This is a genomic window from Vibrio sp. ABH4_348 (genome assembly GCF_056159765.1).
The window spans coordinates 1850420-1876011 of sequence record NZ_JBSWVW010000001.1; the positions used below are offsets into that span (position 1 = coordinate 1850420).

Genomic DNA, 25592 nt, shown 5'->3' on the forward strand with positions numbered 1-25592 from the left:
TAATTAATTTTTTTGACAATTTGTGTTGATGAGGGCTTGGGCAGAGTTTTTCATTGGTGACTCCATTAACTTATACCCAAGTAACCACTGCCTTAAGTACCATTTGCCTACCTATGAAAACGGACTATCAACAAAAGCTACTACCTGTCATTCGTTATTTAGAATCCAATTTCAACCAAGCTTTTGTCTTGGATGACGTTGCCAAACTGGCTTGTTTATCCCCGTTTCATTTTCATCGCATCTTTAAATCAGTTACTGGAGAGACCGTTAACGAATTTTTACGTCGGTTAAGGCTTCAGCACGCGGCGGATGATTTGTTTTATCAGAAAAAACCGATTTTGGATGTTGCGCTCTGTTACGGTTTTTCTAGCTCGCAAAGCCTAGCGAAAGCGTTTCGACAGCACTTTGATCTCACCCCAACTCAAATTAGAGATTGCCCAAACGTTGCTGAATTCACTCATATGATGCAAAACAGCAAGATAGGACACGTGCTTCGCAAGGACGGACACTCACCAAACAATCCAACGCAATATGATTCTCCTGTAAACCACAACTGGAGATTCAACATGAAAACTGAAACGTTCAAGTCCGGACATCTCGCCTATGTCAGAGTCACTGGGCCCTATGGAGAAAACTATGAGCCAGTAAGCGGTATGCTGTTTGGCTGGGCGGTACCCAATGGATTGGCCGACAAGCCCTGTATCTTTATCTATCACGATAACCCGGAAGTCACCCCCGCCGATAAGTGCCGCACCGACATTTGCTTAATCTTAGATGAACCGGTAGAGACACCTAAAGGCATTGAGCTTTGCCCTTTTGAGGGTGGAAAATACGCCACACTACGCAGCAACATCAGCGACAAATCTCAATATGGTTCGAACTGGGATGTGTTAATGGATGGTGTGGTTCAACAAGGACTTGAGCCCGATGTTCGTCCTTGTTTCGAGTACTATCATTCTTTTGATCCACAAACTCAGCATGCCGATGTGAGTTTTTGTACCTCGGTGAAGTAGTCAACACAAATTAAGCTCGATCACTTTGTAATGAGTTGTGTCTCAACGAAACATTTGCAAATTGCGTCGAGCTTTTTAAATCGCTTCCTGAACACCGTAACAACTCATCAAGCTCAAGCCATTTGAAACAAGTTGAATAATGAAAGTATTTCAGATTTCAACTCCAGAAACAGCCCTTTACATCTAGCCCTTGCTTACCACTCAAAACTGGTCATTAATTAACCAATAGAGATGTTTTGACGGAAGCCGTCATTGCGAAAAATACAGCCAATATGGTGTATTTAAACTGCGAAGAAAAAGCTTTCGAACAAACCAAGTGAGTTGTTCGCTGCCAATCGCAGCGAGGGGGTTAAAATGGAGAAGTTCCAGAAAGTACTTTACGTAAGTCAGGGTTTAGAATCGCAATCGGATTCCATTGCCCAGGCGCTTAAGTTATCTAACTTATATCAAGCATCCCTGCGCGGTATCATTGTGTGTCCTGCCCTTCCCGATAATATGAGCCAATATCGCGAAGGCTACGAAAAATCGCTGCATCAAACAGTGCAAACCCAAGTTGAAATCAACCGACGAGAACTTAACGTTGATCACTCTCAGGTCGATTTCCCAATAGACCTAATAAGCAGCGAGCAACCTGCCGTCAGCGTTATCCGCCATGTGAATCAGTTTAACTATGACGTGGTTATCAAAGATGCCGAGCCACTTAATGACGGCAGTGAAGGGTTTAAAGCCTTGGACATGACCTTGCTGCGCAAATGCCCAAGTGCCGTGTGGCTTAACCGTGTATCCAAACACAATGCGAATGAACGGCGAGTTGCGGTTGCCATAGACCCAAGCGTGTCCACTCCTGAACACCAACAGTTGAGCTTAAGGCTGTTAGAACTGGCGGATTCAATAGCTTCGAGCTACGGTTGTCAGTTGAACATTATCTCCTGTTGGGAGTATCAACTGGAACGCTATTTATCCAACCACGTATGGATAAAGATTGATGATGACGAACTAAACCACGAGCTTGAACAGGCGCGCAAGCATCACTTCAATGCGTTGGAGTTTATGGTTCGCGAATCCGGTATTAGCGACAACTACAAAATCCATCATATCCACGGCATGCCCGATGAGAAGATCCCGCAATCAGTGAAAACGCTCGACATTGATGTTCTAGTCATGGGTACCTTGGCGAGGGCTGGAATTCCGGGATTTGTTATCGGCAATACCGCCGAAAATGTATTGCAATCTGTCTCGTGCTCATTGGTCGCGCTCAAGCCGCAAGGATTTGTGTCTCCAATCGCATAAAAACAAGTATTTTCCCCTCTGCCTAATCAAGGCAGAGGGTTCTTTTTGCCTATTGATTGGTATTTTTCCAAATGGAATAACCGCTTTGCAGCATGGCTTTCCCCAATAATTGCGCGGCGATCGGCGCGGTTAGAAAGATGAAAAGCATAGTGCCAAGAACCCTCGAAACCACACTCACTTCAGGAATAGCAACGGCCACCGCAAGTAATAGTGCGCTAAGCCCAACCGTTCCTGCTTTGGTCGCCGCATGCATACGAGTAAACAAATCCGGCAGGCGCAAAATACCTATACTGGCAACAACCGTAAAGAACGTACCGAGAAGCAAAAATACTGCAATCAAATAATCCATATCGCTCTCCTACTTAAATAGACGCTTGATTGCGCTTGGCAATGTAGCGAGCAAACACAACCGTGCCCAAAAAAGCTACCAAACCTAGAGTAATCGCCACGTCTAAGAAGGCCGTTTGACCACTATCTAAGGCGTAAACCGCAATAAATCCAATAGTGATGAAGGCAATTAAATCGAGCGCCACAACCCTATCTGCCAATGTCGGACCTTTGATTAGTCTCACTAGACCCATTGCAAAACTGCTGAGTAAGCCCAAATAGGCCACATTGATTGCAATCGTTAATATGTCAGCCACGTGTGACCTCCAAAATTCGTTTCTCTAGACCATTTTTAATGTCGTTAATGACTTGCTCGTGATCGACAGCAAACATGGCGTGTACCATCAAGAATTGCCGGTCACTAGTAACCTCCAAGCTCAAGCTCCCAGGTGTCAGTGACAACATATTGGCCAACAGGGTTATTTCAAGATCTGTGTTTACATCAAGCGGCACATACACAATGTCTGGTGCGCTATGGTGCGTTGGTGTCATCACATCCCAGACGACTCTCGCTACAGAAACTACCATCTCATAAACAAAGAAGCCGATCAGAATGATGCTCGCTTTAAAACGCTGGAAGTAGTTGGACTCTAACCCAAAGGGTTGGCTTAATCTCAGGGCAAAGAAACCAACGCCAAAACCAATGACAAAATCCACCGCATCGTAATTTCCGTTCAATAACATCCACGATACGGCGAGAAATAGATTGAGGAAGAAATAATTCATTGATTACCTCCCGGAGATTGCGAACCCAATACCGCCTCAAGATAAGCATCTGGATTCAATAACTGCCCAGCGGTGGTTTCAGCAAAACTAAAGAACGGTTCGGCCCACAGTCCAATGACTACACTCATTGACGTTAGCGACACAATTGGCACTAGATAACTTGCTTTGACCATAGTGGGCAACTGCCGATCAGTCTTATTAGTTGGCTTGGGTTTCCAAAATACTTCATTCCAAATTTTGGTCATGGAAAAGACGGTTAGAAGCCCAACTAACAATGCAACTCCGGCAAGCAGGAAATGCTCCGTTTGTAAGCTGCTCTTTATCACAACAAACTTGCCCCAAAATCCGGATAGCGGTGGAAATCCTGCCAATGAAAATGCCGGTATTAAAAACATCAAAGCAAGAAACGGAGAGACTTTATACACTCCGCCTAACCGCCGTAATTGGCTACTGCCCTGCAACGTCTCTACGTAACCGCCAATTAAGAATAAGTTCGCTTTAACGATAATATGGTGAATGATGTAGAGTACGGCGCCGGCAATCGCCAACGGGGTATAAATTGCTAACCCCATGATCATGTAACCAATCTGGCTAATGATGTGGAAGCTGAGAATTTTTTTCACGTCGTATTGACTGGCGGCCCCCAGTACTCCGGTCAACATGGTTAGGCCAGCAACCCATAACAAGGTCTCTTGCCAACCACTGTCTGATAATGGAAACAGAAGAGTAAATACCCGTAGCAGAGCATAAACCCCAACCTTAGTCAGTAGCGCAGCAAATAGAGCAACCACAGCACTAGGCAAGGTGTGGTAAGAGGCAGGAAGCCAGGCAAACACAGGAAACAACGCAGATTTTATCGCAAAGGCAAACAGCAACATTGCCGCGAGTAGGTATTGAATCTCACTCGACACCTGTGCCATTTTTCCGTTGAGGTCAGCAAAATTCAGTGTCCCGGTCGCGCCGTAAACTAACCCTATCGCCAACAGAAAAATTAACGTGGATACGAGGTTGAGAATGACATATTTGACCGCACCATCGACTCGAGTTTTGTTGCCATCCAAAATCATGAGACCAAATGAGGCAATCAACATCACCTCAAACCATACATAGAGGTTAAAAATGTCACCCGTTAGGAATGCTCCATATACCCCGGTAAGCAAAACGTGAATGAGAGCGTGAAAAAGTCCGTATGAGGGCTTATCTTGCAGGTCTCCAATTGCATAAATGACAACGGCTAACCCAATCACAGACGTGATCAGCACCATGGCAGCACTTAGATAGTCGACAACAAACACTATTCTAAATGGCGCAGCCCATTGACCAAACGCGACCGAATATGCACCGCCTTCCATTACTTGTAGCAAAACAGAACCGCTACCAAGCAAAATCACAAGGGCGCCGGAAATACTGATCACATTCACCAGACTATGCTGCTTGCGTACAATGGCAATCAACACGGCGAGCGTCATTGACAGAACAACGGGTATCGTCATCAAGGTCGAGATCATTGCTCCTCCTCCGAACGGCGATACTCATCTATATTGGCTGTTCCAGAATTCGCATATGCGCGATAGAACAGCAAAAGCGCAAACACCAACAATCCAAACCCAATCACTATGGCCGTCAAAATCAAAGCTTGAGGCAGTGGGTTAGCGGCATCTGCTGCTGGCAAAATCGCGCCTTCATCAATCAAGGGAGGGTTGCCTTGAGTCAGTCTGCCGGAAGTAAAAATAGCCAAGTTCACGGCACTACTTAGCAATATGAGTCCAAACAGTACTCGTAATGCGTGTTTTTCGAGGACTAAATAGATGCCACAGGCAACAAAAAAACCAGTGACCAAGCTCCATAACACTTCCATTAATCCAGCTCCTCATTAACTCGCAACAGCATGCCCATCACGCCACCGATCACCGCCAAATAGATACCAACATCGAATAAAAGGGGTGTGCCAAGCGGCAACACGTCTTTCCACCACAGACCCGTTAGATAAGGAAGATTGAACACAAAACTCATGGCACCGGCCGAGATACTTAACAGCACACCAAGGATGGCAATGTTGAACGGCTCGTATTGCATCCTGCCCCGCACATACTCGGCAGATTCGGCGAACATCAGCAAGGCAAAGCCGATTACTGCAATCAAAGCACCGATGAACCCTCCGCCCGGTTCGTTGTGACCACGCAGTAAAAGATAGAGCGAAAACACCAACATCAAGGCCGCGACGATGTGCGCAGCGGTTCTGAATATTATGGTTTGGTTTTTAGCCGTGTTTCGAGAGCGCGTATCAAGCAAGTTAACCGCCGCCACACCAGCTGCAACAACGACTAAGACCTCGCCCAAAGTGTCGAACGCTCGGAAATCCACCAAAATTACATTGACGATATTTCGTCCATAACCACCGGGCACACTATTCTCTGCGAAGAATTGAGAAATACTGTCATCAATAGGTGATGCCGTAATCACAATCAGGCCAGCGGTTACTGCAACGCCTATCACCACAGAGACCGTAAATTGGAGTGCCCTTCTGGATTTAGAGTGCCTGACGGCGTTTTTCAAACTCGGCAGATAACGCATCACCAACACCACAAACATCACCATCAGTGTCTCCACTAACAACATGGTTTTGGCAACATCTGGAGCGCTGTAAATCATAAACACTAAGGTTGTCGCGAACCCAACCACGCCCAACGCGGCAACCGCGAGCATTCTTGATGAAGTCAACACACAAACCAACGCAGAAGCCAGCATAAATACTGCAATAAGCCCTTCATAGAAGTTGACCTGTGTTAACCACTCACTATTTATAGATAGAATTTGGAGAAGACCCACTAACGGCATTGAAACTAAAACGGCTAAAACCAAAAGTGAAATCAGCAAGTAGATACTCAGTTGCTTGGATTGCAATTTGTCGGTTTGCCACTTTGCTAGAACAACTAAAGACTGAAGACCTTTTTCAAAAACTTGGTCCGCCACTGGCAAACGTTCGAGAATCGGTTGACTTATTTTTAACATGATTGGCAAGCTGCGGGCCAAGACTAGGCCCAGAGCCAATGTCACAACGCTAAGAAGCAGTGGTAAGTTAAAACCTTGCCAGAGCTTGATGGTTACACCCTCTCCGGCCCCAAACCAAACCTGAGATGCAGGTGAAATTATGTAAAGCTGCACCCAGCCTAACCCCACAGTTGGCAACGCCAAGCTCATAATGGCTAAAATGAGTGCGGGTCCCCACAGGCCGATATCTTTTTCTATCGGTTTTGCAATCCAGCCAGCACCTTCATCCATATTTTCGGTAGCTTGTTCCTTGCTAGTACTGAACTTGTTAGCTTTCAAAAAAGGTTTAGAGATCAGCAAAATGGCTAAGGCAACCATGGTCGCGTTCACCACCAGCAGTAACAGAACTTCAAGCCCTCCGAATTCAAGGCCCGCTTTGTACATATACTCCTTTGCCAGGAAACCCATCATTGGTGGCAAGCCAGACTTTGACAGTGCCGCAATCGTTGCCGCCACGAGACTCAGTATAAGAACACCGCTCAAGCCCGATAACACCCGAATATCACGCGTTCCAGTTGATTTATCTATGTTGCCAATCACCATAAACAACGAAGCTTTATAAAGTGAATGCGCCAAGATAAACATCAACGCCGCTGCTAACGCCAGTTCACTGCCAATACCAATCAACAACACCAATTTACCCAATGCCACGTTGGTGCTGTAGGCGAGCATGAGTTTTAAGTCTGTTTGTTTTAGTGCTAAAACCGCACACCAAATAGCTGTAAAGCCACCAACCCAAATCAATGTTGAAGACCAAAAACTCACGTCAGAGAAAACTGGAGACATCCGAGCCAGCAAATACACACCAACCTTGACCATAGTGGCTGAATGCAAATAAGCACTGACCGGAGTAGGCGCGGCCATCGCGTTGGGTAGCCAAAAATGAAATGGAAATTGCGCAGATTTGGTAGATGCACCCAAAAGTACCAACACCACTGCAACATCAAAAATAGCGAGATGGTTAAAGCTATGGGCCCGCTCCAAAATCACACTTAGCTGATAACTGGAAGCCAAATTGCCTAAGATGATTAACCCAGCCAAAAGGCTCAAGCCCCCTGCCCCAGTTACCAGAAGACTTTGCAGTGCATTTTTCCTCGCCTTGTCTTTTTCATGGTCAAAGCCAATTAATAGGTAGGAGGTAACGGTTGTCAGCTCCCAAAAGACAAACAGCAGAAGTATATTGTCACTGAGTACTACCCCAACCATTGCAAGCATGAACAGGGTTAAGTACAGGTGGAAAGAAAAACGGCTAATATGTTTTTTTAGATAGGAAAAAGCATAAATCTGGATAAAAAAGCCGATTCCCGTTATCAAACTTACAAACAACAGCGACAAGCCATCTAAACGGAAACTAAAATTGATGCCTAAACTCGGCACCCAATTGGCATACCAGCTCACGCCACTTGGCTCAGCATGTATCATAAAAAAACCGAATAGAGCCAAAGGCAAAACCAGAAATGGCACCATTAATATCCTGGTGCGCATAACTTTCTGCGGATTAGACTGATGGAGTTGCTGCAATCGCGACCTCGAACCATTTGACAAACGTCACATTCTTTTACGCTAGCTCAAAAAAATGGACTTTGCTGGCTCGGTTCACATTGCGCATTATTTAATCACCATTTGAAACATTTGTTCCGATTAGTTTTTCAGTTTGTAAGATAAGAGACTGTTTTTGTTATTAAAGACCTGGTTTTTGCGAGGTTTTAGCCGCGAAAGGTTATCGCGGCTATGAGGCTTAAGAGTATTAATTGGGTTGTAAGTGATCGAATTTCTTTACTGCTCGACGTAGATCAACTGCTCAATATCGAAGCCTAATGTTGCAGCTTGAGCTTCAAATTTGCTGATCACTTCTGCTGAGACTTGAGGTGTCCGCGCTAGCAGCCATAGATAATCATTGTTTGGGCCGGAAACAAACGCGTAGTTGTATTCACTTTGCTCCAATTCAAATATGACGTACGAGCCATAGAAAGGACCAAAGAAGGAAACCTTCAAGTACCCCTGATTGGAGTCATCCACAAAATATGCCTTACCTACGGCTTCTGTCCATTCTTGGTCTTGAATTGAATATCCTCGGTTGACCACCTCAACACCGCCGTCTTCTCGCAGAGAATATTCAGCCGTGACTGAAGTTAAACCGCGTTCAAAAGAGTGATCAAGCCTTGCAATTTCGTACCATTTACCAAGGTATCTTTCCAATTCAAATGGACTGACAGGTTCAACGTTTTGTGGCATGCCAAGGCAGCCACTCAAAATAAAAGTGATGAAAACAATGACTGATTTTTTCATTTAAAAAGCTATACGCCCCAATACAAAACTTATCAATAGGTCAAAAAATACGTTTCAGTTTACAGATTTGACAAAGCTATTGTGTCTATTTCTAAGCACTTCCATACCTTAGCCTTTTCCACTCTTCTGGATTCTCAGATTTCAACACTTCTTCGCCGTGTTCATTTTCAATCGAACACTCAATATCGAAAACACTGAGCTGGTCATCACAAGTACTCTCGACAATTGCCATAAGTAGCAAACCACTCACAAAAACATAGGTAGTACTCAAAACCAAACGTTTTAGATACCTTAGTCTAGAAATTTGGCTAAAACGTGCAGAGACTATTCTAGACAAACATCTAAAGGATACAAAAAAGCTCAAGATCATTGATGCAACTAAGACATACAAAAATACGTTAGCCATAAAAACTCCTATAAAAGAAGACATTACAACACGAAATCAAATGTTCAGTATGTATTTTTAATCCGGCACCAATACCAAACCAATCGGTGAAAGCAGTTGCTCGACTTGCCATTGACAGATCTTAACTCCGGTTAGATCCGTTCTCCTGATGTCCACGCCTTCCAAATCGCAATGTGATAAGTCACAGTTCTGAATGTTGATCTGCCTCCAAACACTCGGTGAGAAAACGCCCCGGCTTAAGTCTGAACCTTGAAAAGACGTGCCAGTTAAATTTGCGTCTATCCAGCGGTTTTCAAATAGTTCACACTTTTCCAAATGCAGCTGTTCAAAACTGGCGTAGGACAAATTACAGCCTGTCATATACAAAGAGCAAAAAAAGACTTTGTGGTTTACGTAGTTGGCAAACTTTGCATTGCTAAAAATGGTGCCTTTTAGGTCACAGTTGCGAAATTCAGCGCCAAAACCTTGAATCCCCTTAAAGCTACTCATCGCAAGTTGGCAATCTTTGAAGCTGCAATCTCGAAGATCCGCGTAGTCAAAATAACATCCAGCAAGGTCATTGCTTTCGATGAAACTGCACGCCTCGAAAGTCGCATCTCGTAAATCGGCTCGGCTAAAGTCGCAACGAATAAATTTACACTTGATGAACTGGGAGTAGCTGAGGTCATCTCCACTAAAATCGGTGTCGTAAAAGATTTCGTTTTGCTTATTCATACTTCTCTTCCTGTCTTGTTATCTTGATTTGCAGGCTATCACCTAAGTCGTTGAAAAACATCAAATTAAAAGCCATATAAATCATGAACTTAAAAACCCCTAAAATCGCCAATTCTAGGGGTCAAAATAGCATTCTAAGGCATATAAAATCTGATCATCGAAGAAGCAAATGATGAAAAAAGTTCTGTCGCTTATCGAGCTGTTGAGAAAGTAGCGCCGTGAATCAAACGTGCGCTAAAAAGTCCCAAATACAATGGGTGACGTTTATTCAAGTTGTACGGGACTAATAGGAGATCCAAAACGGACTTTATCAGACATAAACTTGGTTAACTCACTTCGCTTTACGTTAACAATGTCTCCCGTTTTTCGTATTTTGATGGCTACCGTATTTGATTCTATTTCTTGATCGCCTATCGTGATCAAGTATGGAATTTTCTGCTTATGGAATCGTTTCATCTTTCTCGCTAATGAGCTGTCAGATAGATCCGAAGCCATTCTGATCCCCCACTGCAAACCTTCAGCTAAAATACTTGTTGCGTATTCTTGATGGCGCTTACTAACCACAGTTAAAGCAAAGGGCCTTGGATGTAACCAATCTGGAAGGTTACCTTGCGACACCTCGAGTAATATTCCAACCCAGCGCTCCAAAGAGCCATACATGGCTTGGTGAAGAATAACAGGGCGACGAGTTTCACCCTCTCCTGCTATGTATTTGAGTTGGAATCGCTCCGCTAAGTTAAAATCAAATTGTATGGTTCCGCATTGCCAACGACGACCGACGGAATCCTGAAGCGCGAGTTCAATTTTGGGGCCATAAAAGGCGCCTTCTCCAACTTGGATTTCGGATTCTACACCTTCCAAAAGACATGCTTGGTTCAAAATTTCTTGGGCTTTATTCCAATCTTCTGAGTCGCCTAATGCCTTCTCTGGCTGTGTCGAAAGCTTTACTTCAAGCTGCTCAAATCCATATTGTTGATATACCAACTTTGCTCTTTGAAGAAAGCCCTGAATTTCTGTAACCGCTTGCGACCATGTACAAAACACATGAGCGTCATCTTGAGTAAATTGCCGTGCCCGTAAACAACCATTGAGAGAACCGGACGCTTCATTGCGATGCACTAAGCCAAATTCAAACAGGCGGACTGGTAGGTCTCTTTCACTATGAACACCTCGTTTAAACATCAAGATATGAGCTGGGCATGACATAGGTTTAAGCACGTAACTTGGCAAGGCCTTTTTCTCGTATGCGCTACTTGCTCCGCCAAAGAACATATTTTCTGCAAACATTGCAAGGTGACCGGATTGCTGCCAAAGGTCGCGCTTCATAAAAACAGGGGAATTGACCTCTTCAAAGCCAGCACAGCGGTACATCCTTCGCATATGGTCTTGTACGGTTTGGAACAGTCGCCAACCGTTGGGGTGCCAAAAGATCATCCCCGGTGCGTGTGGTTCTGAGTGGAATAGATCAAGTTGTTCTGCAATTTCGCGATGAGTTTTCATTTTTATCTCCTTGTGAAAACTCTGAGCGAAAAATCATTGGTAGGATCAAAAAGCCCTCTGAGATTTCGCTCAGAGGGCTTACACAACGAACTACACTACCCCCCGAGAGATATCGAGGTGGTGGTTTGGTTCGATGCAATATATTCGTTTAGTTTCATTCTTTTAGAAGTATCAAAGATAACCACAACAAACAAGGTTTTATTTGTATTGTTTTTGCACTGGCTCTAGATCGGACTGTGCTTCAAACCAAGACTTAATCTCGGCTCTGGAGACTTTAATGCCCGTTTGCGGCAAGTCGATAGGGAACGGATAAAACTGGTCTGGAATCTTAAACTTTTCAATTCTACTGATTAGATAGTTGCGAAGCTCCGTACTGACCAGTGGAGCAGTAAAATCGAGTAGCGCAATGGGGCGATAACCGTAAGTGGTGTCAGCTACCGGAATGACTATGGCCTGCGTAATCTGAGGGTGCGATAAGAGCGCTCGCTCTATTTCTTCACAATGTATATTTTCCCCACCGCTGATAAACATATTGTCCTTGCGCCCAGAAACCTGCCATTGAACACCATCAAAGTAGCCAAGATCACCGGTTAAATACCTATCATGGGTTTTCGGCAAGGGATGTAACACGCCGTGAATAAAATAACCCAATGCAATGGTTTCCCCACCTACAGCGAGTTCCCCACTGATGGATTCAATCTTTCGGTGGGCTAAAACGCCCCCCACACCTGAAATGCCATCTGCTCTTTTAACACATACCGTAGACGCCGCTTCGGTTAAGCCGTAGCCAATCCATGTGGTGATACCTTGCGTTTCAGCCTGCTGAGCAAGATCGACCGATATCGCGCTTCCGCCCAACAATACGGTTTGCAGTGCTCCGCTGTCACCCGTGGCAAGCATTCGCTCTAATTGCACCGGAACCATTGAAGTATGAGTGGCCAGATGCTTTGCCTCACTTGGTTCTGAGAGTATCAATGTTGCACCTGCCACTAGCCAACGGTAAACAATCGCGAGACCAGAAACGTGAAACATTGGTAGCGATAAATGCCAGCTGTGCGGTTTGCTAAACTCGACTGCTTGGTTGATGCCCTCAGCTGAGCGTATATGAGCATAATGGCTGTGTGCCACGGCTTTTGGATTGCCAGAACTGCCTGAGGTAAAAATGACCGAAGCTATTTGGTTTTTAATATCACTCGATGCAAGCGCGGACGCGATAAATCCCAATTGCTCTTCGTCGCTTGATTCGCTGGCTGATAAATCCAAAAGACACAGCGGCATTGAAGGTTCTCCAGCCAACTTGGCACTTGAGTCGATGTAGACCCATGCAGCCCGAGTTTTATCTTGAGTGTTTGGATAAATGGCAGAGAGTTTTTGTTCAATTTGAACCCATGGCTGAGGCATTAGCAATGCGCAGGGCCTCGCCAAGGCTGAACACGCAAGATAGATAACTAACTGCTGATAGCTGTTTTTACCGATCAGACAAATGGGATGTTGCGTAGAAAAACCATGTAATTGTGCTTGCTGCGAGAGTTGATTGGCACAGAGCGTCACTTGCTCTAATAGGTCACGCCAACTCACAGCGTTTGAGTGATTTTTAATAGCCAAACCCGACGGGTCGAGTTTGGCTTGGCGACAAATAATCTGATATGGCGTTAAGACTGCCACACCAGTTCCTGAGACATGAGTGATTCAACCGGCAACTCACATCCTGGCCATGCAACTTCCAGTTGTGATTGAAACAAGTTGACTGTGTCGAGACCGGGCAGCGAATCGGGAATTAACCAACGCGAAAAACGCGCTAATTGATTCAGACCTAGGCTGGATTCCAAGCTGGAGCTGATTACAGGTTTAATTCCCAGCTCATCCGCTCGTTTAATCAAGGCAATACAACGGTCAACGGAACCAATCAAAGTAGGCTTGATGATGATGGCTTTACCACCGTTTAAGCTAGATAACGAGAAATCATCTTCTCGGACTGCTTGTTGCAAGGTCTCATCCCACGCAATTGCTATCCCGGTATCGATAGCAAATGCAAGGCTATCACCCGGATTAAGACAAGGTTCTTCAACGAATTCGATTCGCTGGCGCAGCGACGGTGGAACGTGTTTGGCAAATTGTCTGGCAATGTCCGCGGTCCACACTCGGTTAGCATCTAGGCGCAATTTAAGATCAGGTATGGCTTGTAGCAATAAGGTAACTATAAGGCCATCGCGACTCGGCTCATAGTTACCCACTTTTACTTTTGCGATTTTTTCGCCTTCAAGATTGGCGAGGAGTGGAATTAGTGCGTCAGGGTCTCCGGTGCATAGGGGTGCACATTGATACTGACCTTGTTGAGGCATTGCGTCAGTCAGCTCCAAGTTTGCCATAGAAAGACCAAAGGCGACGGATGGAAAAAGAGAGTTGTAGTCAAACTCGTGCCCTTGCAGCCATGATTCAATGCACTGCTGAGCCTGCATTCCCGCTTCTTGATGACTTTCGACACTGAAGCCGTGTAGCGGTGCGACTTCACCAAAACCGATTTTTCCATTTTGTTCTAATTGAACGATATAGCCGATTCGCTGCTCGAGCCTGGCATCTCGTAGAATAACGCCACTATCCATCGGCAATTGATAGCGGAAAAGTTTAGCAGTTCTCATTCGGTTCCCACTGTTAGGTCATTACCTCTCGGGTAATCGTAGGACATCATTTTCAATTATGGGTTCATTCCATAATTTCAAAGAGTTAAAAATTGAAACAACTTCAATCAGTTATGCCCTATTGAGCATAAGAAGCGCCAATATACACTATATTGGCGCTGGGTGTCGGACTATATTCAGCTATCTGTATACCCATATATGGGTATATGCGAATTAAGGGTTTCGCGGAAACTTATTGAAGTCTGGACGACGCTTTTCATTAAACGCATTACGCCCTTCTTGTCCCTCTTCTGTCATATAGAACATCATGGTGGCGTTACCCGCCAACTCTTGCAGTCCAGCCTGTCCATCACAATCTGCATTAAGTGCCGCTTTTAAGCATCTCAATGCCATCGGACTGTGCTGTAGAGTTTCTCGACACCAGCGAACGGTTTCTCGCTCTAACTGCTCCAGAGGCACGACAGTGTTAACCAACCCCATATCTTCCGCTTCTTGCGCATCGTAAAAGCGACACAAGAACCAAATCTCACGTGCTTTCTTCTGGCCAACGATACGAGCCATGTAAGACGCGCCCCAACCACCATCGAATGAACCAACTTTTGGCCCTGTCTGACCAAACTTGGCGTTGTCCGCTGCAATCGTCAGGTCGCACATCATATGTAGAACATGGCCTCCACCAACGGCCCAACCTGCGACAGACGCGATAACTGGTTTAGGGCAGGTGCGAATTTGACGTTGAAAATCGAGCACATTTAAGTGATGGGTGCCGCTTTCATCTTGATAACCGCCATAGTCGCCGCGAATCTTTTGATCGCCACCGGAACAAAAGGCGTCTTCTCCCAATCCAGTTAGGATGATGACGCCCACTTTTTCGTCATAACGTGCATCGGCCAATGCATTGATCATTTCTTTCACGGTTTGTGGCCGAAAAGCATTGCGAACCTGCGGACGAGCGATAGTGATTTTGGCAATGCCATCAAGCGACTTATGGAATTGAATGTCTTCATACGGTGCACTGCAGTCTTGCCATTCAACTGGTGCGTATAGCTCTTGCTCTGAAATACCGACTGTTTGTGCCATATAATTACCCTCTATTCCTCTAATCTGGTTTGATGGTTTACCCATTCAACAACGTGATGCCAATACCGGTCAGGCTGTTCGCAGTGGCAATTGTGACCTGCATTGGCAATCACAATGACATCGCAAAAGGTGTCTGTACTCAGCTCATGGGCAATGTTGCAAAACTTGCCGTCGTCTTCGCCGACTACATACAGCAATGGTAAGCCTTGTAGTTTGCTCACTCGCGCTTGCTTAGACAACGACGTTGCCAATAGCATTTTGCTGACCTTGTCTCCAAGGTTATCACTTCGACGTTGGATCAATTCTTGTCTTTGCTCATGTTTAAGCGCGGAAAATACGGGCTGCAAATACCAGTCGTTTAAAACTTGCTCGATTGGCTCCGAAGCAAAGCGATCCGCCCAAGCTTGGTCATGAATGTAGCGCGCCTGCTTTTCGCTATCAGATGCCAATCCAAAGTGAACACCTTCTAAGATCAGGCCAGCGATATTAAGTTCATTCAGATACCCATTAGCATAATTACTTAAAGCAATTCGCCCCCCCATTGAGTAACCAATTAGTAAGACGGGTTGATTGTCTAAAACATAAGGTTTGATGGTGTTAACCAACCACTGACCACACCAATCAAAGGCGGTTAAGTTTGACTTTGAATCAAGACCTTGTATTTGTTCAAAGCTGTCAATGAGATCGACACTGTCGCCATGGCCCGGCCAATCAACATAGAGCTGACTATATGTTTCTAATTCGATTGGCACTGGCAGCCAGTCGGACTTGCTGCCTAAAAAACCATGTAAAAACACCATCAGCGGAGCATGAGTCGATTGATTTGAAGGGACGAATTGATGGTTTAAGGTTTGAGCCGCTAACATTTGAATACTCAACATAAGCTTTCGATGAGTTCACGATTAAACGACTTAGCGAATGTCGTGGCTTGATTAGAAGGCACACACGCTTCTATCAGCAAAGTACCCGACCCTGTATCTAAATGTTGGCTAAGGGCTTGTTGGTATTGCTGCAACGTAGTCGGAGCAAGGTATTGCAAGCCAAATTGAAGGGCAGCATGTTCAAACTTGAGACCATGAGGCATCTGATACAGTTGTGTTTTCTGCTGGTCCGGTACCGGCAACATGTCGAAGATGGCACCACCATCATTGTTAATCACCACAATAACGCTGGGCCGCGAAGCTTTTTGAGCCGTGAACAGCGCTAGCGAGTTCAAATCGTATAACAAAGAAGTGTCCCCGAGCATCACTACCGTTGAACGATCAGAAAGCGAGTGAACGCCTGCGGCCGTGGCTATTAAACCATCGATACCTGATGCGCCTCGATTCGAGTAAGTCGAGATACCGGGTAGCGTGGCGTACATGTCTATCCAGCGAACAATTAGGCTGTTGCCGATAAATAACTGCGTGGAATCAGTAAGTTGTTCCACACTTTTTGCAACGCTAATCTCGGACAATAGCTGACTTGCCAGTGGTTGCTTATCCAAACTATCACGGCAGTGTTTCTCGAATTTTCGCCAACGCGATACTAGCGAATTTGGCTCTCGTTGATGGTTAGCTAGTGCGTCAAACCAAGTCTGCAGAATGGCTTGGTAATCGCCATGTATCACCGATTGCGGCAAGTGATTGGGGTTATTGCACCTTGATTGGCTATCCACCAGCCAATATTGAGTCCCATGTTTCACCACTTGGTCTTTCAACCATTGATTTAGACGTTTAGATACCAAACGTCCACCGAACTGAACGATATGCTCGATAGGTTGCGTTTTACTGTTTGCCGAATCACTGGCTAACCACAAATCGAAGTGCTTTATTGGGCAGCTCAGGCTAAAGTCGTCCGTCGCCTTCACCCCACCTGACTGCGGGTCACAAAGCAGCGGCCAGCCCAAGCGTTTTGCTAACACACTGAGTTGCTTGGTTACCTCAACGGGAATATCTCCAGCAATCAGCACACCGGTACCAACGCTGTTGGATGACGAATCAATCCACTGCTCTACCAAGTTTTCATCACTTACTACTTTGGTGTCATACTGCTTCGTATAGGGACTGCTGTCATTTTTCCAGCCAGCGATGGGGACTAGGTAATCTTGATACACGCTGTCATTGGGCTCACCGTACAAAGGCTCTTTGTATGGACAATTAATATGAACTGGCCCATTTCGCAGATGACGAGCAACCTCATCCACACTGGTCAGTAGCCAACGTAAAGAATGCTCTTTACTTGAGTTAGGTAGGTTGAGACAAGCACTAACGTGCTGAGAAAAGATGCCAATCTGGTCGATGGCTTGATTCGCACCGCAGCCAACCAGCTCTGCTGGTCTATCTGCGGTCAGTAAAACCAATGGCACGCCAGTTAAATTAGCCTCAACCACCGCAGGAAGCAGATTGGCGACTGCGGTTCCAGAGGTTACGATAACCGCAACCGGCTGCTGTGACGCTTTCGCCATACCAAGTGCCAGAAACCCTAAACCTCTTTCATCAAAATGCTGATGTAGCGTTAACTTTGCATTTAACTGCGCTTCGAGGACCAAAGGCGTTGAACGCGAACCGGGGGCCGCGCAAACGTGCTCAACGCCCAAGCGGTGCAGTTCTTCGAGTACAGTTCTACTCCAAATACGATTTAGCGTTGCCTGATCAGGCATTTGAGACCACTCCAAGCGGTGAACCATCCATTGGTAACTCAAACAAAGAAAGTAATGTGGCGGCTTTACGCTCGACTTCGTGCCACTCAACCTGTGGGTTTGAGCCAGGGACAATACCTGCTCCAGCAAAGATTTTGACCACGTTACCACTCATCAATGCACTGCGAATCGCCACGCAAAACTGAGCCTGCTCGTGACTGATATAGCCAATCGAGCCTGAATACCAACCTCGCGAAAATGGTTCATTATTATGAATAAACTGAGCTGCTGATGCTCGCGGTAAACCCGATACAGCGGCAGTTGGCTGCAAAGCATCCAGTAAATGGGCACCATGAACTTCGTTCTTCAAATCGGCATGAATATGACGGCGCAGATGTTGTACTTGACGCAGTTTAACCAGATGGGGCTGCTGATCCGTGTGTAATTGATGACAAAGCGGGGCTAGACGCTGCTCAATATCATCAACAACCAATTGGTTTTCAGCCAAATTTTTTCGATCTGTCGACAACCAGTTCGCCAACTGCAAATCTTGTTCGGCGGAATCACCGCGCTCAATCGTTCCCGCTAAAGCCTCGGTCGACAACTCTCGCCCCTCACGTCGGTATAGCTGCTCGGGTGTTGAACCGACAAAGCAGTGCTGTTTGTCCAACGCCAACATGAAGTGAAAGCTGTTTGGATTGACTTCAATACTATGCGCCATCAGCTGAAGGCCGCTGATCGCATTGGCCAGTTTTAATGTGGTTTGCCGAGCCAACACCACTTTTTCAAGCTCGCTGCGTTGTATCTCTGTTAACGCGTGTTCAACAAGCTGGTTCCACTGTTTATTTACTGGAAGATGTTCAAGGCTCTCGACTTGAGGTTTGCTCTGTCGATTAGAGTGATTTGAAGTTGTTGGTTTAATCTTGGCTAACGAGGAGATGGCTTTTGCTCTGTCTTCTTTAACCGCAACCGTTTTTTGACTGTCAGTCACTAGGTTGACTCGTAGCTCCGCGCTCGAACTGCCGATCCGTATTTCTAATCTCGGCAAAAAGAAAAAAGCCTGACTGCATCTCGGCGTTTTGCTCGAGTTACCATCAAAAGAGCGACCGCCCCAAATTCGTTGGTCGGATTGCAACAAGGCATAGGCAGGTTCAAGTTCTCGGAATGTGGCTAATTGGCCAAGTGCGAGAACTTCGTCGTTTCCAGTGCGGTCTTGCCAGTAAAATTTTGGAAAGTGAGGTTGATTGTCGAGCCACGATAAATGATGAGAGGACTTTTGGTAAGGAACAGACTGTTTAACTACAGCCACATTCGAATCTGCAGTGCGTATCTTTTCAATTAGCTGATCAACAACATGCCGTTCCAACAACAAGATCACTTTATCCTTTTTACTAACACGTAATTAATGTACCTGTTTGTCTGATTTCAGACCAAGGTTATCTAATGACTCGATTAGCAATTTGAACATTCCAAGATCTAGGTCAAATATCGGAGCAAAAATCTCCTAGTTCACCAGTTTGGTCCGCCCTCTTACCTAACTGATTTTGAGCACGCTTGGCTCCAGAGTAAAAATCCAACAAATCATGAATTTTTATTTTTTGTAGATTTTTATTCTTTGAAAGGCAATTATGATGTAACTTAATAAAGAAAGGGTGTAAAAAAAAGGTTGAATACAATGGAAAATATTGGGATGTCGTCAAAACTCGAGAATGTCTGCTATGACATACGAGGTCCTGTATTGAAACATGCTAAGCGCATGGAAGAAGAAGGGCATAAAATACTGAAGCTAAATATTGGCAACCCGGCCCCTTTTGGATTCGACGCCCCTGATGAAATATTGGTCGATGTAATTCGTAACCTACCTACATCGCAAGGTTATACCGACTCCAAAGGCATTTACTCAGCCCGCAAGGCAGTCGTACAACATTATCAAAAGAAAGGCTTGCGCAGCCTAGATGTAGAAGATGTGTATATTGGTAATGGTGTCTCTGAACTGATTGTCATGTCACTGCAAGCGCTATTAAACAATGGTGATGAGTTACTGATTCCCGCGCCAGATTACCCACTGTGGACGGCGGCGGCGGCGCTGTCTGGTGGTAAACCCGTGCATTATTTATGTGATGAAGAATCCGACTGGTATCCTGATCTTGATGATATCAAAAGAAAAATCACGCCAAATACCCGCGGTATTGTACTAATCAACCCGAACAATCCGACAGGTGCGGTTTACAGCCGTGATTTTTTGCTTAAGTTCATTGAACTTGCCAGACAGCACAATTTGATCATTTTCGCCGATGAGATTTACGACAAAATCCTGTTTGATGGTGCGACGCACACACCCGTGTCGACCCTAGCAGATGATGTCTTGGTGGCAACGTTTAACGGCCTATCAAAAGCGTACCGCGTTTGTGGATTCAGAAGCGGTTGGATGTTCTTGACCGGTCCCAAGAAGCTGGCGCAAGGTTACATCGCGGGAATTGATATGCTCGCATCAATGCGTTTGTGCTCAAACCACGCAATGCAACACGCCATCCAAACAGCGTTGGGCGGGTATCAGAGCATCAATGAGCTGATACTACCTGGAGGTCGTTTGCTTGAGCAAAGAGATAAAGCGTGGGAGTTGATCAACCAGATCCCAGGAGTGTCTTGTGTCAAACCCAAAGGAGCCATGTACCTGTTCCCAAAAATCGACACAAAAAAATACAACATCCACGATGACCAAAAAATGGTGTTAGACTTCCTAAAGCAGGAAAAAGTATTGTTAGTTCAGGGGACTGGCTTTAACTGGCCAAAACCAGACCACTTTAGGATAGTGACTTTACCTCGTGTTGATGACCTAGAAATGGCCATCGGCCGATTTGAGCGATTCTTATCTGGCTATAGCCAATAAACTTGTTCAACGGAAATCTAAAGCACTGTTCACCGACCAGTGCTTTTTTTATGGGCAGTAGATAACAGGAAGTAAACCATGCCGAAGTTAGTGCATCCCAATTCAGAACCGGAATTTGAAGAAAGCCATTTTTTCGCCCACCTCGCCCGTATGAAGCTGATCCAACGCTGGCCACTCATGCGTTCGGTTTCCCCTGAAAACGTGTCCGAACACAGCTTGCAAGTCGCGTTTGTTGCTCATGCTTTGGCCGTCATAAAAAACAAAAAGTTTTCAGGCAGTTTAAACCCAGAGCGCATTGCAATTTTGGGTATGTACCACGACACCAGTGAGGTGCTAACGGGCGACTTGCCGACACCAGTTAAGTATTACAGCCCAGAAATTGCCAAAGAGTACAAAAAAATTGAAGCCGCGGCTGAACAAAAATTACTTGGCATGTTGCCGGAAGAGTTTCAGGAAGATTTTGCGCCGTTTCTGCTGTCCGATCGCGTTAATGCAGAAGATTGGGCAATCGTAAAACAAGCCGATACCATCTGCGCCTACCTGAAATGTTTAGAAGAGTTAAGTGCCGGCAACCATGAGTATGCGTTAGCCAAAAAGCGCCTCGACATTACCTTAAAAGAGCGCTGGACTGATGAAATGGAGTATTTCCTCAATTCATTTGCACCAAGTTTTGAACTGTCGCTAGACGAGATTAGCTAAAGGATACCGGGCCATGAGCTTAGACCATTCCGCATGGATTCAAAGACACGATGATGAACACAAAATTCGCCGTGATGACCATCGCAGCCCTTTCCAGCGAGACCGCGCCCGAATTCTTCATTCCGCTGCGTTTCGTCGCCTGCAAGCCAAAACTCAAGTACACGGAACGAGTATGGATGACTTCCATCGCACGCGTCTCACCCACTCTCTTGAAGCGGCCCAGCTTGGTACCGGTATCGTCGCTCAGATTAAAAAGAAACAACCGCAATATAAACCCTTGTTGCCTAGTGACAGCTTAATTGATTCATTGTGCTTGGCCCATGACATTGGCCACCCACCATTTGGGCACGGCGGAGAAACCGCACTAAACTATTTGATGCGCAACCATGGTGGCTTTGAAGGCAATGCCCAAACGTTCCGGATTGTTACTAAACTTGAGCCTTATACCGAACATCACGGTATGAATTTAACCCGGCGTACACTACTCGGTTTAGTTAAATACCCCGCTTTTTTAAGTCAAACTGCCAAACCAAACATTGCAAAACCCGTAACCAACAATCGACGCCTAAAGGCCAAAGACTGGTTACCTGCCAAGGGGATTTACGATTGTGACCAAGAATTGTTTGACTGGGTCGTGTCACCGCTTTCGGATCGCGAACGCGAATTGCTACCGACAATGCGACTTCAACAAGATGACCAGCAACATTCTAAAACCAAATACAAATCCTTAGATTGCTCAATAATGGAGCTGGCAGATGACATCGCCTATGGGGTTCATGACTTAGAAGACGCCATCGTAATGGGTTTGGTTACCCGAAATCAGTGGCAAGAAGCGGCGGCAAGCAAGCTAGTTGATTGCGGTGAACCTTGGTTCGAAGCACACACAACCAAGATAAGCGACATGCTGTTCTCGGGTGTTCATCACCAACGTAAAGATGCCATTGGCGGTATGGTCAATGCCCTTTTGACCAGTATTGAAGTGAAATCGGTCCAAGAAGACTTCCATAATGACTTACTGGCATTTAATGCCTACCTTCAACCAACTATGGAAATCGCTTTAAACATACTTAAATCTTTTGTCAGCCAATATGTTATACAAATTCCAGAAGTTCAGATGTTGGAGTACAAAGGGCAACAGATCATCATCGACTTGTTTGAAGCATTAAGCGCTGATCCGGAAAGACTACTGCCAACAACCGTGAGAGAAACATGGGCAAGTGCTGTGGGGGAAGAGGAACAATACCGCGTTATTGCCGATTACATTTCCTCGATGACAGATGGTCACGCTCAACGTATGCACCATCGTATGTTTGCCGCTTGATAATAGGTTTTTTATATACAACTCATAAAGCGTTCTAAACTGAAGAATAATACTCTAGTTTTTGCGGTTTAGAATGAAAGCTCTCTCATCACACATATGGTTTACTTTGCTCGGAGCAACCTGTTGTGCGATATCGATTGCAATCGTACTTAAGCTCGTTCAACTGGACCACTCAGCCAAGCAAATCAAAACCGCGCAAAATCATCTACATGAGGCTTATCTGACTGCTGACGAACTCAGGCAAAGCTCCGATGACCTTACTCGATTGGCCAGAACCTTTGTCGTCACAGGTGACCCTAAATATCGCACTATGTTCGACCGGGTATTGGCGATTCGAAATGGCACCGTAGCCAGACCAGAAAACTATCACCGCATATACTGGGATCTAGTATTGGAAGCCAACCAAAGACCCAAAACTGATGGTTTGACACAAAGCCTGGAGTCGAGGCTCAGCGATTTAAATATGCCATCAGACGTTACAGTTTGGCTCAAAGAAGCGGAAAACTTATCCAAGCAACTGGCGGTAATCGAGCTTGAAGCGATGGACCTCGTGAGTCAGGCGAAACTCAGCGGCAAACTAGAACTAGTGCAACAAGCCGTTCAGACCGCCACGGGCATGTTGCACGACGACATTTATCACCAAACTAAAGCCGCCATTATGCGACCAGTAGATAGCTTTATTGAGGCTTTGGAAAAAACCACCAAACGCAACCTTGAGCAAGCCGAAATCGAACACCAGCACAATTTACAGGCTATTCAGTCACTAGCTTGGTTACTGGGTGCTTTTATACTGGTCACAATGGTTTATGCGTTAAGGAATGTAATTCTTCCCTTTGTCTCTGTAAATCAAGTTTTGCAAAAAATGGAGCATGGTCAGTTTGGGTTGCATCATCGTTTTTCCAATTCCAGTAACCCGACTCTCAGACAAACTACGCAGCATCTGAACAACTATTTTTCGTGTTTAAGAAAGGAGATTGAAGATTTAAAGACACAAGTTGCGGCGTTCGAACACGAAGTTGAGGTACTTCGTCAATCCCACACCTTGATCACCAAAGATTGCCAATGGGTAGCCAATCATCATCGAGAAATCATTGCCTATATTCAGGATTTAATTGAGTCGGCCGACGCCATCGTCGAAACCGTGGAAGAAGGAAAAGTCACGGCTAACCTCACTGCTGATGTTGCGAAAATGACTCATCAAGCTGTGTCTAGAACCACGTCTTCAATGAGCACCATAGTCGAACAAACCAAATCGATTGGTGAAATTGCAAATAAAACTAACATGTTATCTCTTAACGCAGCGATCGAAGCGGCAAGAGCCGGAACAAACGGACAAGGTTTTTCCGTGGTTTCTCAAGAAATTGGTAAGCTAGCAAAACGATCGAGCATTGGCTCCGATAAGATAAAAAACTTGTCTGAACAAACTCAAATCAAAGCTCAAGATGCACAAAATCACATCGATACCATGCTGCCGTTAATGGAAGACAGTGCCGCAGTAATCCAAAGTATTTTAATCACTTGCCAAGAGCAAAGCAGAGAACTCAGCAAGCTGGTCACCAACTCTGAGCAATCAAAGCGTGTTCGCACCCAACTAAGTTCAAACCATCAAAAGCTCTCTGAAATAGCGCAAGCGTTACATGAACGCTGCGCTGTGCTCAATGCTGCTATAGAGAGAATTGAAAACGGTCATTTTTTAGACTAAAGCATTTCTAAATCTATTATGAAAATACGAGACTACTGCTTGTTGTAGTTTTTCTCGTATACCCCATCAGGTAATTGACGAATCTGCTGTTCAATCATGGCTTGAAAGGCAGACAATATAGGTGAAAAATCTGTCTCGGGTTCCAGCAACTGCAATGCGTAGTATCCCGCTTCCACAGTAGATAAATGGCTATCCGACGGTGCTTTGCGAATTCGGTAGTTGCCCTTGATCGTGTTGGGTAAAGTCACACTAGTAAACTGATGCAGCCAAGGGTTGAGTTGCCACATTTTGTAGGCTTTTTTCCAGGTGCCATCGATGACGATCAGTCTCGTTGAATGTTTGCGATTTTGATTCAAGCAACCAATCACGGCCTGCGGTAGCTCAACTGCCTTGTCGTCAGGGTACAACACCCATGTATCCATATCTGAGTTGCTTGGGTCAGCTCCAATGGTCTTAGTAGCGTCAAAGACTTCTCCAACTAATAGCCGACAATTGGGCAGTGAAAGTTGAAGAATCTTTGCGGTGCCAAGTGGCCTTTTACTCTCACTTGGGTGCTGTAGGATGATCAATTCAGTATTCGATGGTATGGTTTTAATCCACTGACAAATACACGCTTTCAGCGCCTTACCACATTGACCACAATATCGAGACATTTAACTTCGCTACCTTTTTTACTCGTTGTGTTGACTGCAGTTATGTACGTAGCGCAACACGATGCGATTCATCATTGGTTGGTGTGGAACTATTCTTTAATCAACCAAGGACAATGGTGGCGAATCCTATCAGGATTTTTTGTTCATACCAACTGGACACATTGGCTGCTTAACATCAGTATTCTTTGGCTGTGTTGCTTTGTCTTTCAACCACCAACTCGACGCTTTGTGATTTTGTTGTTGTGCCAATCTTTGCTGACTGGTATCGCTATCTTACTTTTTGAGTCAGGTAACTACCTCGGCCTTTCCCCTTTCCTATATTGTCTAGTAGCTAGTTGCTCATTATTGGAAGTACTGAAAGGTCAGCGGCTAAGTGCCTTGTTATATTGTGCCGTCATGGGCAAAGCCTCTTGGGATTTATGGCAAGGCGGAAGTATCGCCATGTCAATCGCAATTCAAGCCAATGTGGCGGTTGAAGCTCATTTTATCGGTGCGATTATTGGTAGTGTATTTGCGTTAATTTTTTTTAGATTTCAAAAGAGTAGAGGTTTGCTGAAATCCTCTGAATCCGGATAGCAAAATCCACATACTGGCTTATATTTAGTAGACAGA

The 25592-nt window shown here is 45.3% G+C and carries 24 protein-coding genes; 7 read left to right on the top strand and 17 right to left on the bottom strand.

From position 1 onward, the window contains the following. Positions 1–113 precede the first annotated feature (113 nt). Positions 114–1013 carry an AraC family transcriptional regulator gene (locus tag ACXAFJ_RS08435; RefSeq protein ID WP_475322750.1) on the top strand — a complete coding sequence of 300 codons (900 nt, stop codon included), beginning with the start codon at positions 114–116 and terminating at the stop codon, positions 1011–1013. A gap of 354 nt (positions 1014–1367) precedes the next feature. Continuing rightward, entirely contained in the window at positions 1368–2303 is a 936-nt protein-coding gene (locus ACXAFJ_RS08440) for a universal stress protein (protein WP_475322752.1), read from the top strand. A 49-nt stretch (positions 2304–2352) separates the two neighbouring features. Here ACXAFJ_RS08440 and mnhG read toward each other — a convergent pair whose 3' ends face one another. The 16 genes from mnhG to ACXAFJ_RS08520 form a co-directional block, all read right to left on the bottom strand. Continuing rightward, the gene (gene mnhG, locus ACXAFJ_RS08445; RefSeq protein ID WP_475322753.1) at positions 2353–2652 is read right to left on the bottom strand and encodes a monovalent cation/H(+) antiporter subunit G; all 300 of its coding nucleotides are present in this window, start codon (positions 2650–2652) and stop codon (positions 2353–2355) included. 13 nt (positions 2653–2665) lie between these two features. After that, positions 2666–2947 (bottom strand): cation:proton antiporter, encoded by a 282-nt coding sequence (locus ACXAFJ_RS08450; RefSeq protein WP_475322754.1) that lies wholly within the window; start codon positions 2945–2947, stop codon positions 2666–2668. Beyond that, positions 2940–3416, bottom strand: coding sequence for a Na+/H+ antiporter subunit E (locus ACXAFJ_RS08455; protein ID WP_475322756.1), 477 nt, complete (start codon positions 3414–3416; stop codon positions 2940–2942). The genes ACXAFJ_RS08450 and ACXAFJ_RS08455 overlap by 8 nt, the downstream gene beginning before the upstream one ends. Further along, positions 3413–4924 (bottom strand): proton-conducting transporter transmembrane domain-containing protein, encoded by a 1512-nt coding sequence (locus tag ACXAFJ_RS08460; protein ID WP_475322758.1) that lies wholly within the window; start codon positions 4922–4924, stop codon positions 3413–3415. The genes ACXAFJ_RS08455 and ACXAFJ_RS08460 overlap by 4 nt, the downstream gene beginning before the upstream one ends. Beyond that, positions 4921–5274: a Na+/H+ antiporter subunit C gene (locus ACXAFJ_RS08465; protein ID WP_475322759.1), complete on the bottom strand. Its 354-nt coding sequence runs from the start codon at positions 5272–5274 to the stop codon at positions 4921–4923. Before ACXAFJ_RS08465 ends, ACXAFJ_RS08460 begins: the two co-directional genes overlap by 4 nt. Further along, complete coding sequence (gene mbhE, locus ACXAFJ_RS08470; RefSeq protein ID WP_475322760.1) at positions 5274–7952, bottom strand: hydrogen gas-evolving membrane-bound hydrogenase subunit E; 2679 nt, start codon at positions 7950–7952, stop codon at positions 5274–5276. The genes ACXAFJ_RS08465 and mbhE overlap by 1 nt, the downstream gene beginning before the upstream one ends. A 291-nt stretch (positions 7953–8243) precedes the next feature. Next, complete coding sequence (locus ACXAFJ_RS08475; RefSeq protein ID WP_475322762.1) at positions 8244–8756, bottom strand: lipocalin family protein; 513 nt, start codon at positions 8754–8756, stop codon at positions 8244–8246. Positions 8757–8847: 91 nt separating this feature from the next. Continuing rightward, entirely contained in the window at positions 8848–9162 is a 315-nt protein-coding gene (locus ACXAFJ_RS08480) for a hypothetical protein (RefSeq protein WP_475322763.1), read from the bottom strand. 57 nt (positions 9163–9219) lie between these two features. Continuing rightward, on the bottom strand, positions 9220–9876 hold the full coding sequence (locus ACXAFJ_RS08485; protein ID WP_475322764.1) for a Qnr family pentapeptide repeat protein: 657 nt from the start codon (positions 9874–9876) through the stop codon (positions 9220–9222). A 264-nt stretch (positions 9877–10140) separates the two neighbouring features. Next, positions 10141–11382, bottom strand: a complete 1242-nt coding sequence (gene thrS, locus ACXAFJ_RS08490; RefSeq protein ID WP_475324089.1) for a threonine--tRNA ligase — start codon at positions 11380–11382, stop codon at positions 10141–10143. A 192-nt stretch (positions 11383–11574) separates the two neighbouring features. Then, entirely contained in the window at positions 11575–13041 is a 1467-nt protein-coding gene (gene menE, locus ACXAFJ_RS08495) for an o-succinylbenzoate--CoA ligase (protein ID WP_475322765.1), read from the bottom strand. Next, entirely contained in the window at positions 13029–14015 is a 987-nt protein-coding gene (menC, locus tag ACXAFJ_RS08500) for an o-succinylbenzoate synthase (protein WP_475322767.1), read from the bottom strand. Before menC ends, menE begins: the two co-directional genes overlap by 13 nt. A gap of 213 nt (positions 14016–14228) precedes the next feature. After that, positions 14229–15095: a 1,4-dihydroxy-2-naphthoyl-CoA synthase gene (gene menB, locus ACXAFJ_RS08505; RefSeq protein ID WP_475322769.1), complete on the bottom strand. Its 867-nt coding sequence runs from the start codon at positions 15093–15095 to the stop codon at positions 14229–14231. A gap of 11 nt (positions 15096–15106) precedes the next feature. Further along, positions 15107–15976, bottom strand: a complete 870-nt coding sequence (gene menH / locus ACXAFJ_RS08510) for a 2-succinyl-6-hydroxy-2,4-cyclohexadiene-1-carboxylate synthase (protein WP_475322771.1) — start codon at positions 15974–15976, stop codon at positions 15107–15109. Further along, complete coding sequence (gene menD, locus ACXAFJ_RS08515; protein ID WP_475322773.1) at positions 15970–17736, bottom strand: 2-succinyl-5-enolpyruvyl-6-hydroxy-3-cyclohexene-1-carboxylic-acid synthase; 1767 nt, start codon at positions 17734–17736, stop codon at positions 15970–15972. The genes menH and menD overlap by 7 nt, the downstream gene beginning before the upstream one ends. Further along, on the bottom strand, positions 17729–19084 hold the full coding sequence (locus ACXAFJ_RS08520) for an isochorismate synthase (protein ID WP_475324091.1): 1356 nt from the start codon (positions 19082–19084) through the stop codon (positions 17729–17731). The genes menD and ACXAFJ_RS08520 overlap by 8 nt, the downstream gene beginning before the upstream one ends. 306 nt (positions 19085–19390) lie before the next feature. Here ACXAFJ_RS08520 and ACXAFJ_RS08525 point away from each other — a divergent pair, with 306 nt between their 5' ends. From ACXAFJ_RS08525 to ACXAFJ_RS08540, 4 genes are all read left to right on the top strand, one after another. Further along, positions 19391–20605, top strand: a complete 1215-nt coding sequence (locus ACXAFJ_RS08525; protein WP_475322774.1) for a pyridoxal phosphate-dependent aminotransferase — start codon at positions 19391–19393, stop codon at positions 20603–20605. Between the two features lie 78 nt (positions 20606–20683). Continuing rightward, positions 20684–21304: a 5'-deoxynucleotidase gene (gene yfbR, locus ACXAFJ_RS08530; RefSeq protein WP_475322775.1), complete on the top strand. Its 621-nt coding sequence runs from the start codon at positions 20684–20686 to the stop codon at positions 21302–21304. A gap of 13 nt (positions 21305–21317) precedes the next feature. After that, on the top strand, positions 21318–22625 hold the full coding sequence (locus ACXAFJ_RS08535; RefSeq protein ID WP_475322777.1) for an anti-phage deoxyguanosine triphosphatase: 1308 nt from the start codon (positions 21318–21320) through the stop codon (positions 22623–22625). A gap of 73 nt (positions 22626–22698) precedes the next feature. Beyond that, the gene (locus ACXAFJ_RS08540; protein WP_475322778.1) at positions 22699–24327 is read left to right on the top strand and encodes a methyl-accepting chemotaxis protein; all 1629 of its coding nucleotides are present in this window, start codon (positions 22699–22701) and stop codon (positions 24325–24327) included. Positions 24328–24359: 32 nt separating this feature from the next. On the opposite strand, the gene ACXAFJ_RS08545 is transcribed toward ACXAFJ_RS08540, so the two are convergent. After that, entirely contained in the window at positions 24360–24980 is a 621-nt protein-coding gene (locus ACXAFJ_RS08545; protein ID WP_475322780.1) for a tRNA-uridine aminocarboxypropyltransferase, read from the bottom strand. A gap of 42 nt (positions 24981–25022) precedes the next feature. On the opposite strand from ACXAFJ_RS08545, the gene rrtA reads away from it, so the two are divergent. After that, a complete protein-coding gene (gene rrtA, locus ACXAFJ_RS08550) occupies positions 25023–25556 on the top strand; it encodes a rhombosortase (RefSeq protein WP_475322781.1) in 534 nt (177 codons plus the stop codon). The last annotated feature ends 36 nt before the right edge of the window (positions 25557–25592 follow it).